At 64.4% G+C, this 16,882-nt stretch carries 15 protein-coding genes; 9 read left to right on the forward strand and 6 right to left on the reverse strand.

What is annotated here, in order from left to right:
• Window positions 1–13: 13 nt before the first annotated feature.
• The 4 genes from FJ986_RS24895 to FJ986_RS24910 are packed head-to-tail and all read right to left on the reverse strand — an operon-like array spanning window position 14 to window position 5,173.
• On the reverse strand, window positions 14–598 hold the full coding sequence (locus tag FJ986_RS24895; RefSeq protein WP_140560277.1) for a sarcosine oxidase subunit gamma: 585 nt from the start codon (window positions 596–598) through the stop codon (window positions 14–16).
• The gene (locus tag FJ986_RS24900; protein WP_140560276.1) at window positions 591–3,584 is read right to left on the reverse strand and encodes a sarcosine oxidase subunit alpha; all 2,994 of its coding nucleotides are present in this window, start codon (window positions 3,582–3,584) and stop codon (window positions 591–593) included. Before FJ986_RS24900 ends, FJ986_RS24895 begins: the two co-directional genes overlap by 8 nt.
• Entirely contained in the window at window positions 3,581–3,892 is a 312-nt protein-coding gene (locus FJ986_RS24905) for a sarcosine oxidase subunit delta (protein ID WP_140496330.1), read from the reverse strand. The genes FJ986_RS24900 and FJ986_RS24905 overlap by 4 nt, the downstream gene beginning before the upstream one ends.
• A 27-nt stretch (window positions 3,893–3,919) precedes the next feature.
• A complete protein-coding gene (locus tag FJ986_RS24910; RefSeq protein WP_140624375.1) occupies window positions 3,920–5,173 on the reverse strand; it encodes a sarcosine oxidase subunit beta in 1,254 nt (417 codons plus the stop codon).
• A 264-nt stretch (window positions 5,174–5,437) separates the two neighbouring features.
• Between FJ986_RS24910 and FJ986_RS24915 the strand changes: the two genes are divergently transcribed.
• From FJ986_RS24915 to FJ986_RS24955, 9 genes are all read left to right on the forward strand, one after another.
• Window positions 5,438–6,196, forward strand: coding sequence for an SDR family oxidoreductase (locus FJ986_RS24915; protein ID WP_140566153.1), 759 nt, complete (start codon window positions 5,438–5,440; stop codon window positions 6,194–6,196).
• Window positions 6,197–6,307: 111 nt separating this feature from the next.
• Window positions 6,308–6,694 carry an SET domain-containing protein-lysine N-methyltransferase gene (locus FJ986_RS24920; RefSeq protein WP_140513719.1) on the forward strand — a complete coding sequence of 129 codons (387 nt, stop codon included), beginning with the start codon at window positions 6,308–6,310 and terminating at the stop codon, window positions 6,692–6,694.
• A gap of 179 nt (window positions 6,695–6,873) precedes the next feature.
• Window positions 6,874–7,140 carry a 30S ribosomal protein S21 gene (gene rpsU, locus FJ986_RS24925; protein ID WP_010911429.1) on the forward strand — a complete coding sequence of 89 codons (267 nt, stop codon included), beginning with the start codon at window positions 6,874–6,876 and terminating at the stop codon, window positions 7,138–7,140.
• 141 nt (window positions 7,141–7,281) lie between these two features.
• Window positions 7,282–8,124 carry a tetratricopeptide repeat protein gene (locus FJ986_RS24930; RefSeq protein WP_140496334.1) on the forward strand — a complete coding sequence of 281 codons (843 nt, stop codon included), beginning with the start codon at window positions 7,282–7,284 and terminating at the stop codon, window positions 8,122–8,124.
• 199 nt (window positions 8,125–8,323) lie between these two features.
• Complete coding sequence (locus tag FJ986_RS24935) at window positions 8,324–8,800, forward strand: DUF992 domain-containing protein (protein ID WP_140549556.1); 477 nt, start codon at window positions 8,324–8,326, stop codon at window positions 8,798–8,800.
• A 415-nt stretch (window positions 8,801–9,215) separates the two neighbouring features.
• A complete protein-coding gene (locus tag FJ986_RS24940) occupies window positions 9,216–10,226 on the forward strand; it encodes a hypothetical protein (protein ID WP_140650168.1) in 1,011 nt (336 codons plus the stop codon).
• A gap of 9 nt (window positions 10,227–10,235) precedes the next feature.
• On the forward strand, window positions 10,236–11,243 hold the full coding sequence (locus FJ986_RS24945) for a hypothetical protein (RefSeq protein ID WP_140584305.1): 1,008 nt from the start codon (window positions 10,236–10,238) through the stop codon (window positions 11,241–11,243).
• Between the two features lie 73 nt (window positions 11,244–11,316).
• Complete coding sequence (locus tag FJ986_RS24950; protein ID WP_140513722.1) at window positions 11,317–11,799, forward strand: DUF992 domain-containing protein; 483 nt, start codon at window positions 11,317–11,319, stop codon at window positions 11,797–11,799.
• Between the two features lie 169 nt (window positions 11,800–11,968).
• On the forward strand, window positions 11,969–13,405 hold the full coding sequence (locus FJ986_RS24955) for an MFS transporter (RefSeq protein ID WP_140650166.1): 1,437 nt from the start codon (window positions 11,969–11,971) through the stop codon (window positions 13,403–13,405).
• A 16-nt stretch (window positions 13,406–13,421) separates the two neighbouring features.
• On the opposite strand, the gene FJ986_RS24960 is transcribed toward FJ986_RS24955, so the two are convergent.
• Together FJ986_RS24960 and FJ986_RS24965 are read right to left on the reverse strand one after the other, a co-directional pair.
• A complete protein-coding gene (locus tag FJ986_RS24960; protein WP_140556501.1) occupies window positions 13,422–14,114 on the reverse strand; it encodes a response regulator transcription factor in 693 nt (230 codons plus the stop codon).
• On the reverse strand, window positions 14,111–16,837 hold the full coding sequence (locus tag FJ986_RS24965; RefSeq protein WP_140650164.1) for a sensor histidine kinase KdpD: 2,727 nt from the start codon (window positions 16,835–16,837) through the stop codon (window positions 14,111–14,113). Before FJ986_RS24965 ends, FJ986_RS24960 begins: the two co-directional genes overlap by 4 nt.
• Window positions 16,838–16,882 lie beyond the last annotated feature (45 nt).

A 16,882-nucleotide genomic window follows, 5' to 3' on the forward strand; every position in this document is an offset into this window, starting at 1 on the left:
AAACGTTCCAGGATCAGGCCGCCGCGTCGCGTGCTCCCTCGGAGAGGAAAGTAAAGACATAGTCCGAGAAGGAACGCCAGCACTCAACCCGGAAAGCGTCTTGCGCCGTGCGCAGCAGAACGATCTCGGCCTTGCCGAGAATGGTACGCGAGGCGGCACCCACCGGGAAGGCTTCGAGCGACAGATCCTGCGGGCAGCCCGAATTGATTGCCGCGGCCGCGGCCGGACCGGCGACCGATATCGCGACGTTGCGATGCGAGATGCCGACAGCGGAATGCAGGGCGGAAATCTTTGCACAATCGGCGAGCGGGTCGTTGCCGGCCTCGTCGATGATCATCCACTCATCCGGTCCAAGCCACAGCGCGGTGCGCCCGCCTTTCGACACGGACGTCTTCGGCTTTTTCGGCAAGGTCACGCCGAGCGCCTTCGACAAGGCGGCAAGCGACGCCTCCGGCGCGCGCAGCGAGATACGCTCGGCAGGCGCCAGCAGTTCGACCTTGGCGCCTGCCGCGGAGATAGCGCGCCCGGCCAGCGCCGGACGGCGCTCGGCCGCCGGCGATGCGGCCGAAGCCGTCTTTTTCGCGACTGCCTTAGCCATTGAGGCGGCCTCCGGTTTCGTCGAAGAACACCATGCCGGAAACCTCCACTTCGATCGTCCCGCCAGGCATCGGCACGTAGAGCGTGTCGCCCGTGCGTGCGCGACCGCCGGCGACCAGCGCCAGAGCGATCGAGCGGCCGCAATTCTGCGACCAATAGCTCGACGTGACATGGCCGATCATCTTCATCGGGATCGCCTGCCTGGGATCCTCCACGATCTGCGCGCCTTCCTCCAGCACCACCTTGGGATCCTTGGTCTTGAGGCCGACCAGTTGCTTGCGGCCCTTGGCGACCAGGTCCCGCCGCGTCAGGCCGCGAATGCCGACGAAATCGGCCTTCTTCTTGCCGACGGCCCAGTCGAGGCCGGCATCATTGGGCGTCACCGTGCCGTCGGTGTCCTGGCCGACGATGATGTAGCCCTTCTCGGCGCGCAGCACGTGCATCGCCTCGGTGCCGTAGGCGGTTGCGCCATGCTTCTGGCCCTCGGCCCACAGCGCTTCCCACACGGCCTGACCGTAATCGGCCGGCACATTGACCTCGAAGCCGCGCTCGCCGGTGAACGACATGCGGAACAGCCTTGTCGGCACGCCGCATATCTTGCCCTCGCGCACCGACATGTGCGGGAGGGCCTCATCCGACATGTCGATGCCTTCGACCAGCGGCGCGATGATGTCGCGAGACTTCGGCCCCTGTACGGCGATAACAGCCCATTGCTCGGTGATCGAGGTCAGCCAGACATTGAGATGCGGGAACTCGGTCTGGAGATAGTCCTCCATATGGTTCATGACGCGCGGCGCGCCGCCGGTCGTCGTCGTCACATGGAAGCGGTCGGGCGCCAGCCTGCCGACGACGCCGTCATCATAGATGAAGCCGTCCTCGCGCAGCATGATGCCGTAGCGGCAGCGACCGGGCTCCAGCTTTTCCCACGGATTGGTGTAGAGCAGCTCCATGAACTTGGCCGCATCGGGACCGACCACTTCGATCTTGCCGAGCGTCGAGGCATCGAACAGGCCGGCCGTGTTTCGAACCGCGACGCACTCGCGGTCGACCGCCGCATGCATGTCCTCGCCACCCCTGGGGAAGTACCAGGCGCGCTTCCACTGGCCGACATCCTCGAACACGGCGCCTTGGGCTTCAGCCCAGGGATGGATCGCCGTCTTGCGCGTCGGATCGAACAGCGGACCGCGCGCATGGCTGACGATGGCGCCGAAGGTCACCGGCGTATAAGGGGCGCGGAACGTAGTGAGGCCCACCTCGGGGATTGGCTTGCCAAGCGTCTCGGCGGCAATCGCCAGGCCGTGCATGTTCGAGGTCTTGCCCTGGTCGGTCGCCATGCCGTTGGTGGTGAAGCGCTTGACGTGCTCGATCGAGCGCATGCCCTCATGCACCGCCTGGCGGATGTCCTTGGCGGTGACGTCGTTCTGGAAATCGACGAAGGCCTTCACCGTCGTATCCGGACCGGCGCCGGGGGCGGCGCCCAGCATGCCACGCGACCAGCTTTCCGAGGCGTCGACTTTTGGCCTTGTACCCTTGGCAGTCTTTGCGCCGGCGTCCCTTGCCGCCTTGGCCCCTGCCGCATAGGCCTCGTCGAGGGTCGCCGACAGGCCGTCCGTGCCGTTGCAGGCGCCGACAGAGACGCAGTCCTGCGCGTAGGTGCCGGGCACGAAGCGCTTGGTTTCGTCGTTGAAGGCGACCTTGCCGCGCGACTGCGAGAACAGGTGCACCGACGGCGTCCAGCCGGCCGACATCAGGATCGCATCGACCGCAATGGTGCGCTCGCCGCCACCATTCTTCGGCTGCACCGTCATCGACGAGACGCGCAGCTTGCCTCCGGCGCGGATCACCGCGCGGCCGAAATTGATCTCGATGCCGAGCATCCTTGCTTCATCGATCACCGGCCCTGTCGGATTGTCGCGCAGATCGACGATAGCCGCGATGTTGACGCCGGCCTTCTTCAGGTCGATCGCCGCCGCGTAAGCGGAATCATTGGCGGTGTAGACGCCGACGTTTTTTCCGACCGCGACGCCATGGTGATTGAGATAGGTGCGCGCGGCCGAGGCCAGCATGATGCCCGGCCGGTCGTTGTTGGCGAACACCATGTGGCGCTCGATGGCCCCGGACGCCAGCACCACGCGCCTGGCGCGCACCTGCCACAGCCGCTCGCGCGGCAGGTCGTGGCCGGGATTTTGCAAATGATCGCTGACCCGTTCGACCAGGCCGACGAAGTTCTGTGCGTAGTAGCCGAAGGCAGTCGTGCGCGACAGCACGCGGACATTGTCCATGCCTTTCAGCCTGGCGATCGCCGCCTGCGCCCAGGCAAAGCCGCCCTGGCCGTCGATTTTCGCGCCGCTCTCGAAGCGCAGGCTGCCGCCGAATTCGGCCTGCTCATCGGCCAGAATTACCCGCACGCCGGTTTCAGCCGCTGCCAATGCAGCCGCGATGCCGGCCGCACCGCCGCCCAGCACCAGCACGTCGCAATGAGCGTAACGCGACGAATAATGGTCGGGGTCCGGCCTGTCGGGGGACACGCCAAGCCCGGCGGCTTCCCGGATCTTGGGTTCGTAGAGGCTCTTCCAGGCCGCCTTCGGCCACATGAAGGTCTTGTAGTAGAAGCCGGCCGAAAACAGCGGCGACGCCAGATCGTTGACCGCGCTGACGTCGAAGGACAGCGACGGCCAGCGGTTCTGCGAGTTGGCGGCGAGTCCGTCATAGAGTTCCTGCACGGTCGCGCGAACATTCGGCGTTTTGCGCGCGTCGTCGCGCACGATCTGCACCAGCGCGTTGGGCTCCTCCGCGCCGGCCGACAGCACGCCCCGCGGCCGGTGATATTTGAACGAGCGGCCGACCAGGTGCACGCCGTTGGCCAGCAGCGCCGAAGCCAGCGTATCGCCTTCGATGCCGACGAAGGACTGACCGTCGAAGCTGAAGCGGGCGGTCTTGGCCTGGCTCAGGCGGCCGGCGCTCGGTATGCGGAACGCGCCGCTCATTTGGCAACCACTTCGCTGGAGTTCTTGGGCAGCTTGGAAGGCTTCGGCTCGCCGGCCTTGTAGGTCATGACGAACTTGTCGGTGACGGTGTCGCGCACGGCGTTGAAGAAGCGCGCACAGCCATGCATGTGTCGCCAGCGCTCATAGATGATGCCTTTGGGATTCGAGCGGATGAAGAAGAATTTTTCGAAATCCTCGTCGCTCTCGCCTGACATGTTGGCCGAGCGCGCGATATGCGCCTCGCCGGCGTTGCGGAACTCAAGTTCCGGACGCTCTTCCTCGCAATAGGGGCAGCGGATGAGAAGCATGTTTTCGTTCCTACAGCTCAGTCATCGTCAATGCGCCACCGCCGCCGCCGCCGCCTCGTCGATCAACCGGCCGGTGCGGAACCGCTCGATGGTGAAGGGCGCGTTGATCGGATGCGGATCGTCCCTGGCGATGGTGTGGGCAAAGACATGGCCGGAGCCGGGTGTCGCCTTGAAGCCGCCCGTGCCCCAGCCGCAATTGACGTAGAGGCCGGGCACCGGCGTCTTGGCCAGGATCGGCGAGCGGTCGGGCGTGACGTCGACGATGCCGCCCCAGGAGCGCAGCATCTTCATGCGCGTGAAGATCGGGAACATCTCGCAGATTGCGTCCAGCGTATGCTGTAATATGTGCAGGCCGCCGGTCTGCGAGTAGGAGACGTACTGGTCGGTGCCGGCGCCGATCACCAGTTCGCCCTTGTCGGACTGCGAGATATAGGCATGCACCGTGTTCGACATCACCACGCAGGGAACGACAGGCTTGACCGGCTCCGACACCAGCGCCTGCAGCGGATAGCTTTCCAGCGGCATTCGCACGCCGGCCATGTTCATAATGACCGAGGAATGGCCGGCCGCGACCACGCCGACCTTCTTGGCGCCGATGAAGCCGCGCGTCGTCTCGACACCGGTGACCGCGCCATTGGCCGCCCGCTTGACGCCGGTGACCTCGCAATTCTGGATGATGTGCACGCCCCGCGCCGAGGCGCCGCGCGCATACCCCCAGGCGACCGCGTCATGGCGCGCCGTGCCGCCGCGCCGCTGCAAGGCGGCACCGACGACCGGGTAGCGCGCATCCCTGGAAATATTGAGCGGCGGGCAGAATTCCTTCGCCTGCTCGGGTGTGAGCCATTCATTGTCGATGCCGTTCAGCCGGTTGGCGTGGACATGGCGCTTCAGCACCTGGATGTCGTGCACATTGTGCGCCAGCATCATGACGCCGCGCGCCGAATACATGACGTTGTAATTGAGCTCCTGGCTGAGCCCGTCCCACAATTTCAGCGCATGGTCGTAGATGCCGGCGCTCTCGTCATAGAGGTAGTTGGAGCGGATGATGGTGGTGTTGCGGCCGGTATTGCCGCCACCGAGCCAGCCCTTCTCCAGCACCGCGACATTGGTGATGCCGTGCACGGTGGCGAGATAATAGGCGGTAGCCAGGCCATGGCCGCCGGCGCCCACGATGACGACGTCGTATTCCTTCTTCGGCTCCGGCGAGGACCATTGCTCCTCCCAGCCCTTGTGGCCGCGCATGGCCTCACGCGCGATGGCGAATACAGAGTATTTCTTCACGTTCCAGCCTCGCGCCAAAGTCTCGCGGATTTGCGGCCGGGCTAGCAATTTCTCCCGGCGCGCGAGGTGTATCACTAGCGAAACAGCGCTGCCACCCTTGCGCTGTTTGCGACGGCTCTTGCCGTTTTGCGCCGCAACCGGCCGCGGCGTGCGAGGCCAGGGAAAATCGGCGGGTTCGCAGCTTTCGGGTGGCTGCGGCCATGCTCATTTGCGACGACGCATCCGACCGCCGGCAAGCCGGCTTAGCGGAAGGATGACAGAAACATGCTCGCACTCGCCAACAAGATCGCCATCGTCACTGGCGCCAGTTCCGGCATCGGCCGCGCCACTGCAAAGCTCTTTGCCGAGGAAGGAGCCAAGGTCGTCGCCGCCGCGCGCCGCCAGGCCGAGCTCGATAGGCTTGTCGAGGAGATCGTGGAAACCGGCGGCACTGCGATCGCTCTTGCCGGCGACGTCAGGGACGAAGCCTATGCGAAGGCGCTGGTCGATCTCGCGACCGGTAGCTTCGGTGGTCTCGACATTGCATTCAACAATGCCGGCGCTGTCGGCATGATGGCGCCGCTGCCGGACCTGCCGCCGGCGTCGTGGCATGACACGATGGATACCAATCTGACCAGCGCCTATCTGGCCGCCAGGCATCAGATACCGGCGATGCTGGAGCGTGGCGGCGGATCGCTGGTCTTCACCTCCAGCTTCGTCGGCTATACCGCCGGCATGCCAGGCATGGCGGCCTACGCCGCGGCCAAGGCCGGCCTGATCGGCCTGACGCAAGTGCTGGCCGCCGAGTACGGGCCGAAGGGGTTGCGCGTCAACGCACTGCTGCCAGGCGGCACAGACACGCCCGGCGCGACCACAACCACGCCCGAGGCCCGCACGTTCGTCGAAGGCATCCATGCCTTGAAGCGGATGGCCCGGCCGGAAGAGATCGCCCGCTCGGCGCTTTATCTTGCCTCCGAGGCGTCGAGCTTCACCACCGGAACCGCACTGTTCGCCGACGGCGGCGTGTCGATCAACCGGACGTGAGCGGTTTCGGCGCCGGCATGCGGATCAACGCGGGCCGCGATGTCGCAATCCGGGCTTGCATTTGGGCTCGAATTGACGATTCCGTTCTCTCCTTGGAAACGGGCCGGAACCATGCTGCTGATCAAAACCTATGTCGCCCAAAGCGCAATCGAGGGCGTCGGCGTGTTCGCCGCCGAGCCGATCAGGAAAGGCGCCTCGATCTGGCGGCTCGACCCGGATTTCGACCGGCTGATCCCGCTGGAAAAATACCAGGCGGCACCCTCGCATCTCAGGGAACTGCTCGACCGCTACGCCTATCCCAGCCCCGACCGGCCCGGCTTCATGGTCTATGAGGTCGACAATGGCCGCTTCATGAACCATTCGGCGACGCCGAACACGGACTTTTCGCAATATGGCGGGGCAACCGCGACCCGCGACATAGCGGCCGGCGAAGAGATAACCTGCGACTATGGCGAATTCTTCGAGGATTTTGAGCGGTTGCATCTGGCCACCGCGTAGTTGGCTGCCTACCTTGCGAGCGCCCGCTGGGCGATTTGGCCGCCTCCCTTCATTTCGGCTGTGGACAGCGCGGCGTGATTCTGCTATCAGCCGCCACAATTCGTGGTGTAAATCGCCGCGGAGGCTAGTGGCTATGGCCGCTTGCCTGTTGATATCAAACCCGAAAGACAGGATTGCCCGTGCAGGTACTCGTCCGCGACAACAATGTTGATCAGGCGCTTCGCGCTCTCAAGAAGAAGATGCAGCGCGAAGGCATCTTCCGCGAAATGAAGATGCGCGGTCACTACGAGAAGCCTTCCGAGAAGCGCGCCCGTGAAAAGGCCGAAGCCGTGCGCCGAGCCCGCAAGCTGGCCCGCAAGCGTGCACAGCGCGAAGGTCTGCTGCCGATGACGCCGCGTCCGGTGGCTGCTGGCGGTGCCGCCGGCGCAGCGCGTCCGCCGCGCTGATTAACGCCAATATTTCGTCCTTTTCGAAGGATACCAGGGGTGGCGCGATGCGGAATCGCCGCCACCTTTTTATTTTGATGTGACCCGGCCCGGAGGGGGGATCCGGACCTGAATGACGCGGCAAGTGAGGACAGGGCAGACATGAACGCAATCAGCGTGGAGAGCAAAACCACATTTCGTGGCTTTGCCCTGGCGACAGCCCTGCTTTCCGGATTGATGCTTGCCGGCTGCCAGACCTCAGGCCCGACCGGCGAGTTCAACAACATCGACAAGGCGCAAGGGTCGAGCGAGAATATCTCCTCGCTGTCGGCGGTGATTCAGCGCAATCCGCAGGATCCTGAAGGCTACAATGTGCGCGGCTCGGCCTATGGCCGGGGCGGCCAATACCAGGCGGCGCTCAAGGATTTCAACCAGGCCATCCAGCTTAACCCGAATTTCTACCAGGCCTATTCGAACCGTGCGCTCATCCAGCGCTTCCTCGGCAATCAGGAAGCAGCGCTGGCGGACTACAACCGCTCGATCCAGATCAATGGCAACTACGATGCCGCCTATATCGGCCGTGGCAATCTCTACCGCAAGGCCGGCCGCACCCAGGAAGCCTTCAACGACTTCCAGAAGGCGATCCAGCTCGACACGACCGATGCCCGCGCCTATCACAATCGGGGCCTGATCTATCAGAGCCAGGGCCAGCACAAATTCGCCATCGAGGATTTCTCGACCGCCATCTCGCTGGCCCCGGACGCCGCCGAGCCGTATAATGGCCGCGGCCTTTCCTATCTCGCCACCAATGACGAGGACAATGCCTTCTCCGATTTCAACATGGCCATCAAGCTCGACGGCAAAAACGCCGAAGCCTGGTCCAACCAGGCGCTGATCTACGAGCGGCGCGGCGACAAGGCCAAGGCGGCCAAGTCCTACCGGGAAGCCGTTCGGCTCGATCCCACCTACCAGCCTGCCAAGGATGGCCTCGCCCGCGTCAGCTGACATCAGGCAAGGCCGGCCAAGCCCACGCGTCGGATGCGTGTCCGAAAGGACACGTATCGCCGTAGATCGCCATCAATCCGGCAACCGCGCGCTGACCCCGCTGCAAGCCGTGATCGCCTGCCTTGTTCGCGCCAAGGTTTCAGCGGAACGGTCTGGTCACCCAGCCGTTACTTTGAAGCGTTTTGCGAAAGGACCTCCCATGATCAAGAAACTCGTCTGCGCCGCTGCGCTCGCCACGACCATGTTCGCTGTTGCACCGGCAAGCGCCGGCAGATTGCAGCTCGGCACGCTCGACTGCACCATCGACGGCGGCACCGGCTACATCGTGACATCCAACAAGGGCGTGTCCTGTGTCTTCCGCCCCTATCATCACGGTCCGGCCGAGATTTACACCGGCGTCATCTCCAAGCTCGGCGTCGATGTTGGCAAGACGCACCAGGGCCAACTCGCCTGGGCCGTGTTTGCCGCGACCCGTGACCGCGACGCGGGCGACCTTGCCGGCAGCTATTACGGCGTCAATGCCGAGGCGAGCGTCGTGACCGGCGGCGGCGCCAATCTGCTGGTCGGCGGCTTCGACAGCGCCTTCATGCTGGAGCCGCTCAGCGTCCAGGCACAGACCGGCGTCAACCTGGCCGTTGCCGTGACCTCGCTTGAGCTGATCCACTCTCTCAAGTAACGGCACGTTGATCTTCTCGGCACGGACGGCAACCGCGCAATGATCAAAATAGCGCGCGATGGACTTGGTTCCGCCGCGCGCTTTGCATTTGCGAACTGCTGTGACCAGGCCAAGCTAGCAGATCGAAATTATTGCCGATGGAAGACTTGCTCGTTCTGTGCTACCAACCGGAAATGTTGCTGGCTCTGCGCGAAAATGCGCGCGAGCTCCGGCAGATGTAAAGACATCGTCGAATGCAATTTTGTTGCAGCTGCCGGAGGCCGTGATGGATTTCATCGAGCAGTTATTCGGATTTTCGCCCGATGGCGGGTCGGGATCCTTCGAACTTCTTCTGATACTCGCACCATTCTTGATTGCCGCTGTCTGGTTTTTCATGCGTCGACAGCGACGTTGACGAAATGGCCGCGGACTGGCCATGAACCCGCTCCCCAAAGTACTGGATTTCCTGAACGCGCTCGCCGACGCGTTCACCGAGTGGCCATCGAACCTGCGCCAGATCGCTGCCCGGATCTGCGCCCTCGCCAGATTGCTCTGCGAAAGAATGAAGCTCCCCGATCGGTTGGACCGAAGCGGGCCGCAACGTTGCGTCAAGATCAGCGACCCCGCCTATAAACGCCCGGATCCCCTGATCTACGCGCAGTATTATTTGATGGGCCAGGGCCTCGCCGTCACATGGGACAACCCCGACATCGAGATCCGAAGCGGCGGCAATCCTGTCGCACCACATATGCTGGCGCCCGACACCGAATATGAAATCGTCGCCCGTATCTGGAACAACTCGACCGAGGCCCCGGTCGTCGATCTGCCGGTGAAATTCTCCTATCTGAGTTTCGGCATCGGCACGGTGTCGCATTGGATCGATGAGACCAGGACCGATCTCGGCGTCAAGGGCGGGGCCAACCATCCGGCTTTCGCGTCGGTCAAATGGCGAACTCCGGCAGCGCCTAGTCACTATTGCATCCAGGTCCTGCTCGACTGGCTCGACGATGCGAACCCGAACAACAACCTAGGCCAGGACAACACCACCGTCGGTGTCGCCCATTCGCCCGCAAGATTTGAATTTCGCCTGCGCAATGGCGAGCGGGAGAGGATGGGATTTCGTCTCGAGGCCGATGCCTATTCCCTTCCTGAATTGCCGGTCTGTGAGCCGCGCCCTCGCCCGAGGCCGCGTCGCCGGCCCTTGCGCACCTTCCCCGGCACCATCGCGGCAGTGCCTGTCGGCCACACCCGTCAATCGCATCCTTTGCCCGCCGGCTGGCTTGTCACGTTCGAGCCCGCACAAGCGGACCTTGCCCCGGGTGAGGAAATCCCCGTCACTGTCAATATTGAACCGCCAGCCGGTTTCACCGGCCGTAAGGCAATCAACGTTCATGCTTTCTCGGCCCGCGGCCTCGCCGGCGGCGTGACGCTCTATGTCGAGCGATAGGGGGTCGCCATGGCTTATCGGCACTACACCAAATGCGTATCGGTCGGAAATCACCACGGCAAACAATACGGGCAGATGATCATTGCGGCGGCCGTGGTCGCTTTGCCGCTCATCCTTGTGGGCGCCCTTCCCGGACCGGCCGCCATGCTGGTGGCGCTTGCGGCCATATTGGCCTATTGCCGCTGGTGGCTGTACGACCGGCTGATCTGTCTCGGTGGCGACGAATGCGCGGTGGGCTGGCTGCTCAAGGTCGATCCGCCGGAGGAGAAGTCGGGACTGGACCGGTTCGACACCGACTACAGTCTCAATCTGGTGCCGGCCAATGTCGTCGAATTCACCAACCAGGCAACGGCCGAAAAGATAGCGCCGTTTGGACGCCTGATCGCCAACACGCCTGCGATCCAGGGCGCGGGCCTCGACTGGAAAGGTCAGGAAGCGCGCCAATGGGCCAATGACGACCCGACCGCGGTGCTGCATTGCGAGTTCGAAGGCGCCGGCGTCTACGACCTCATGATAGCCTGCCTTGCCGCAATTCCAGTCGCCACGGCCGCCGCGGTTGCTTGCGCCATTCCCTTCTTCGGCTGGATCGCCTGCGCGGTCCTGTCGCTCATCGCGGCGGTCATCGTCATCATAGGCGGCATAGTCGGCCTGCTCGACACAGCCAATCCGACGGATCTCGACGAGAATCTCGGCGATCTTCACGTCAACGATCCGACGCGCCGCGGCGCGGACATCCTGTTCGTCAAGGGAACGTGGGTCTACGATTCGGCACATGACGGCTGGAACGAAATCCATCCCATCAAGCACTGTCAGAAGATCGGCACCTGGAACGGCAGCTGGAACGAATCCCCGGTTCCCGACGGCAGCCCCGCGCGCTGGTGTGAAGCCGTTGAGACGGCAGGATCGCCATTGACCGTCGCATCCCAGCAGGAGCCTCAGAACCAGTGGACGATACATCCCGCCATAGACGGTTGCCGGCCAAAGCCCGACGATCACCGACCGGACCCCGTGCACTGACCTGGCATCCTTCGCTCGCGAAGCAGTGTCATCTGCTCCTCAAAGATGGCTGCAGCGAATGCACGAGGGGCCCATGACACGCAAAATGATCCTTGCTGCCATCGTTGCCATTGCCAGCCCCGCCTTGGCCCAGGCACAGGACCAGGGCATCGAGCTCGGCACACTTGAATGCGCCATATCGGGCGGCACCGGCTTCATCTTCGGCTCGAGCAAGGATCTGAGCTGCACCTTCACCCCTGCCGACAAGACTTTCGCGCCGGAAGCCTATTTCGGCGCGGTCAACAAATACGGCCTCGACATCGGCACGACCAAGCAGGCGGTGATGCGATGGCTGGTGCTGACGCCGCTGAAGAACATCTACGCGCCGGGCGCATTGGCCGGCGACTATGTCGGCGCCAGCGCCGAGGTGACGGCAACCGTCGGCGCCGGGGCCAATCTGCTGGTTGGCGGCTCCTCGCAGTCCTTCACCTTGCAGCCGCTCAGCCTGCAGACCCAGACCGGCATCAATTTCGCCATCGGTGTCAGCCAGTTCCAGCTGCGCAGCACGGAGAACTGATTGGCCGGCGATGCCGGCCGGCCAGGGATGCGGGCATCCACGAACATGTCCAAAAAATCGCTTGAGCTCAAGCTTGGTTGAGGTTCTACAAACCCATCCGACCATGGTCCTGCCGGCCGGCTCCTGGCGCCATGCGTTTGCATCGGGATATGAAATTCGAGGGACCGAAGTGACCGACATCAGCACAAACAGGGTCGACTGGCGCGCATTGTGGGCGAGCGGCGACCTCGCGCGCTTCTGCTTCATCAGCCTCGGCATCCTGCTGCACGCCACCAACGAGACGATGGTGGCGACCGTCATGCCCGCCATGATCGGCGAACTGGCGGGCGTGCAGCTCGTCGGCTGGTCGCTGGCGATCTATGAACTGGGCGCCATCGTCGCCGGTGCCGCGGCCGGACGGCTGGTCAGCTATGTGGCGCTGCGCACCAACATGGTGGTCGCGGCGCTGCTTTACGCGGCCGGCGCGCTGATCTGCGCCACCGCGCCCTCGATGCAATTGTTCCTGGCCGGGCGCCTGATCGAGGGCCTGGGCGGCGGCGCGCTGGTGTCGCTGGCTTTCGTCTCGGTGGAGCGCCTGTTTCCGCGGGCCATCTGGCCGCAGCTTTTCGGTATCATGTCGGCGATCTGGGGCGTCGCCGCCTTCAGCGGGCCGATGCTTGGCGCGATCATGACAGAGCTTCTGTCATGGCGCTGGGCGTTCGGCATCTTCGTGTTCGGCGGTGCGGCGATGGCGCTGGCGAGCTTCGTCGTGCTCGACACGCCGGAAGCGACGAGGCCGAGTGCCGGCGCGGGCAAGGCACCACCCTTCCCGCTCATAGCGCTTGGCTGCCTTGCCGTCGCCGTCGTGCTGATCGCCTCGGCGGGGGTCGATATCGCCCTTCTGCGCTCGTCGCTGCTGATGGTGCTCGGCCTGATCGGCCTTGTGCTGTTCTTCCGTATCGATGCGCGGAAGCCGAAATCGCGGCTTTTCCCCTCGCGGCTGTTCTCGTGGCGCACGCCGGTCGGCAGCGGCATGACCATGGTCGCCGCCTTCTCGGTGGCGACCTGTTCCTTTGCCATTTACGGCCCGCTGCTTCTGACCACGCTGCACCACGTTCCGCTCCTGACCACCGGCTACATCATCGCCGCCGAATCGATCGCCTGGTCGATCCTGTCGATCCTTGTCGCCAACGCGCCACAGGAGCGTGAGAGATCGATCATCGTCATCGGCGCCCTGATGATCGCCACCGGCCTCGCTGGTTTCGCCTACACCATCCCGGCAGGCTCGATCCCGCTGATCCTGGTATGCGCCCTTTTGCAGGGTGGCGGCTTCGGCGTTGCCTGGCCGTTCCTGACGCGCGTCATCGTGGCCTCCGCGCCGGGTGATGAGCAGACCATCGCCTCGGCCGCGGTGCCGACCATGCAGCGCATCGGCTATGCGGTGGGTGCCGCCCTTGCCGGCATCGTCGCCAATGCCAGCGGCTTCTCGCAAGGCCTGAACCGGGACGCGGCGGCTGATGTGGCAACCTGGCTGTTCCTCGCCTTCGTGCCGCTCGGCATCATTGGCTGCCTCGCCGCCCTGCGCACATCGACGACCGCGAACCGGCTGCCGGAAGCTGTCGGCTAATCAGGCCAGGCAACGCTCATTCGACCTCGCGCAGGCGGTAGCCGACGCCGGTCTCGGTGGTGATGTAGCGCGGCTGGTCCGGCGTCTTCTCGATCTTCTGCCGCAACTGCCGGACATAGACCCGCAGATACTGCACGTCGGTCGAATCGTTCCACACCTGCTTCAGCAGGAACTGGTGCGTGAGAACCTTGCCCGCATACTGCACGAGAATGCGCAGAATGTCGTATTCCTTGGGCGACAGCTTCACCTCCTTGCCCCCGACCTTGACGATGCGCTTGACCAGGTCGACGCTGAGATCACCGGTTTGGAACACCGGCCTCTCGCCCTGCTGCTGGAACTTGTGCCGCAGTGCCACGCGGATGCGCGCCACCAGCTCATTCATTCCGAACGGCTTGGTGATGTAGTCGTCGGCGCCGAGTTCGAGCGCGTCGACGATGCCGGCCTCGTCGGTGCGGCTGGAGAGAATGACCACCGGCATGTCGAAGCCGTCGTCGCGCCATTTGCGCAGCAGTTCATGGCCGCTCATGCCAGGCAGGCCAAGGTCGAGCAGCACGAGATCCGGTTTTTCCTGCACCATCAGCTCGATAGCCGCCTTGGCGTTCGGCGCCTCGCTGACCGCGTAGCCCTGGCTGGCGAGGCCGACCCGGAGCAGCTTGCGGATCGGCGGCTCGTCATCGACGACCAGTATCCTGACGTTCGAATTGGTCATCGAGGCTGATCCGCGCTGGAGCCGATGCGATTGCCGGACAGTTCCGCCGGCACCGGCATCCTGATGGTGAAGGCAGCACCCGAACGGTCGGTCCGGTTGGCGGCCGAGATCGTGCCGCCCATCGCCTCGATGAAGCCGCGGCAGATCGACAGGCCGAGCCCGGTGCCGGCGCGCACCTGGTCGCCCTTGCGCACCCGGTAGAAAGTATCGAACACGCGCTCAAGATCCTGCGGAGGGATGCCCAATCCCTCATCCATGATCTGAAGCACGACGGAGCCGATGTCGGTCCAGCCCTGCAGGCGGATCGTCGAGCCGGGCGGCGAATATTTCGACGCATTGTCGAGCAGATTGAACAGGACCTGCTCGAACAGCACGGGGTCGAGCTTCAGCATCGGCAGGTCGGGCGGAATATCGACCTCGATCTTGTGCTCGCTGGTGATCTTGCGGGCGCGATCGAGCGCGGTGCCGACGGCGTCGCCGACATAATGCAGCGCATAGTTGGGCTCCATCGCACCGGATTCGATCTTGGTCATGTCGAGCAGATTGGCGATGAAGCGGTTCAGCCGCTCCGCTTCGTCGACCACCGTCGACAACAGCTCCGTCCGGTCCTGCTCGGGCAGATCAGGCGCGAACTCCCTGAGGGTGCCGGCCGCGCCCATGATGGCGGCGAGCGGCGTCTTCAGATCATGGGAGATGGAGGTCAGCAACGCCGAGCGCAGCCTGTCGGCTTCGGCCGCGAGCTTGGCACGGTCGACATCGGCGACGAGCTGGATGCGCTCGATGGCGACCGCTGCCTGGTCGGCCAGCGCGTCGAGCAGCCGCTGCTGCTCGGGCGTCAGCAGCGGACCTTGCTTGTCGTTGTCGAGGCCGACCACGCCGACCGCCGTGCGTCCGGTGCGCAGCGGCAGATAGAGCCGCTTCGCACCGGGCAGCGTATCGGCGCCGCGGCCGGCGGCGCGGTCGTGCTCCCAAGCCCAGCGGGCGGCGGCGATATCGGCCTCGGCCAGCGTATCGTCGGGCGGATAGCCCGCCTTGACGGTGATGGCGCCGTTTTCGGGCAAAAGCAGCACCACCCGCAATTTCAGCATCGAGGCGATCTGGAAGGCGGTGGCCCACAGGACGTCGTCGAGCGTACCGGCGCCAGCCAGTTTCTTGGAAAACAGGTAGATGTCCTCCGTGGCCCGCGCGCGTGAGCGGGCGGCGGCGGCCTGGCGCTGCACGCGCGCCGTCAGGTTGCTGGCGATGACGGCAACGACGAGGAAGACGGCAAACGCAACGATGCTCTCGGGATCCCTGATCGTCAGTGTATAGCGCGGCTCGAGGAAGAAGTAGTTGAAGGCAAGGGCGCTCAGGAAACAGGCGTACAGGGCAGGCCACAGTCCGAACGTCACCGCCGATGTCAGCACCGCCAGCAGCAGCACGATCGCCAGATTGCGCACGTCGAGGAACTGATCGAGAACCGTGCCGACGGCCAGCGAGCCCGCGACATAGGCCGTGGCGAACAGATACGGCCATATCTGGAACGGCCGCTGCTCGGCCGCCGTCCTGACCTTTCTCGAGGCTGCGTCGGTATCGCGCTCGGTTCCCGAGATGACATGGACGCTGATGTCGCCGGCATTGCGGATCAGATCATAGGTGAGCGAGCCCTCGATCAATTCCCGCCAGCGCGACCGGGTCGGCCTGCCGACCACGATATGGGTGAAATTGTTTGCCGTCGCATGGCGCACGATGTCCTGCGCGACGTTCTGGCCCGGAATGGTCGTCACCTCGGCGCCGAGTTGCTCGGCGAGGCGCAGATGGTTCGCCAGCCTGTCCTTCTCTTCTTCCGACATGGCGGCCGAACGAGGCGTGTCGACATGAAGCGCCGTCCATGGCGCGCGGAGCCGGTCGGCCAGCCTGCGCGCATAGCGCACGCGCGCCGCCCCGCCCGGACGCGCGTCGAGGCAAACGAGCACCCTTTCCCCCGCCGCCCATGGGCCCTGGATGGCATGGGACTGCATGTGGTTGAGCAGTTGTTCGTCGACACGCTGGGCGGTGCGGCGCAGCGCCAGTTCGCGCAGCGCCGTCAGATTGCCCGGCGAGAAATAGTTCTCGATGGCGCGCTGGGCGGTGTTGGGGAAATAGACCTTGCCTTCCTCCAGCCGCTTGATCAGGTCGTCGGGCGTCAGATCGATGATTTCGACGTCGTCGGCCTGGTCGATGATGGAATCGGGAACCGTCTCGCGCACCCTGACCCGCGTGATCTGGGCGACGACGTCGTTCAGGCTTTCGACATGCTGGATGTTGAGCGTCGTGTAGACGTCGATGCCGCGCGCCAGGATTTCCTGCACGTCGAGATAGCGCTTGGGGTGACGGCTGCCGGGCGCGTTTGTGTGGGCGAGTTCGTCGACCAGGACCAGTGCCGGGCGGCGTGCCAGGATGGCGTCTATGTCCATCTCGTCGAGGGTGCGCCCCTTGTATTCGACCGGGCGGCGGGGAATGACCTCGTAGCCCTCGACCAGGGCCAGCGTTTCCTTGCGGCCGTGCGTCTCGACGACGCCGATCACCACGTCGATGCCGTCGGCCAGCCTGGCGCGTCCCGACATCAGCATTTCGTAGGTTTTGCCGACGCCCGGTGCCGCGCCCAGGAAGATGCGCAGACGCCCGCGGCCCTCGCGCTCGGCATGCTCGAGCAGCGCGTCGGGGGAAGGTCTGTTTTCGACGTTGCTTCTGTCGTCCGGCATCGGCATCCAGTTTGAACGGCGCCGGGGACGGTGTCGATCCCCGGC

The organism is Mesorhizobium sp. B1-1-1 (genome assembly GCF_006442955.1).
In the GTDB taxonomy this organism is placed as follows: Bacteria; Pseudomonadota; Alphaproteobacteria; order Rhizobiales; family Rhizobiaceae; genus Mesorhizobium.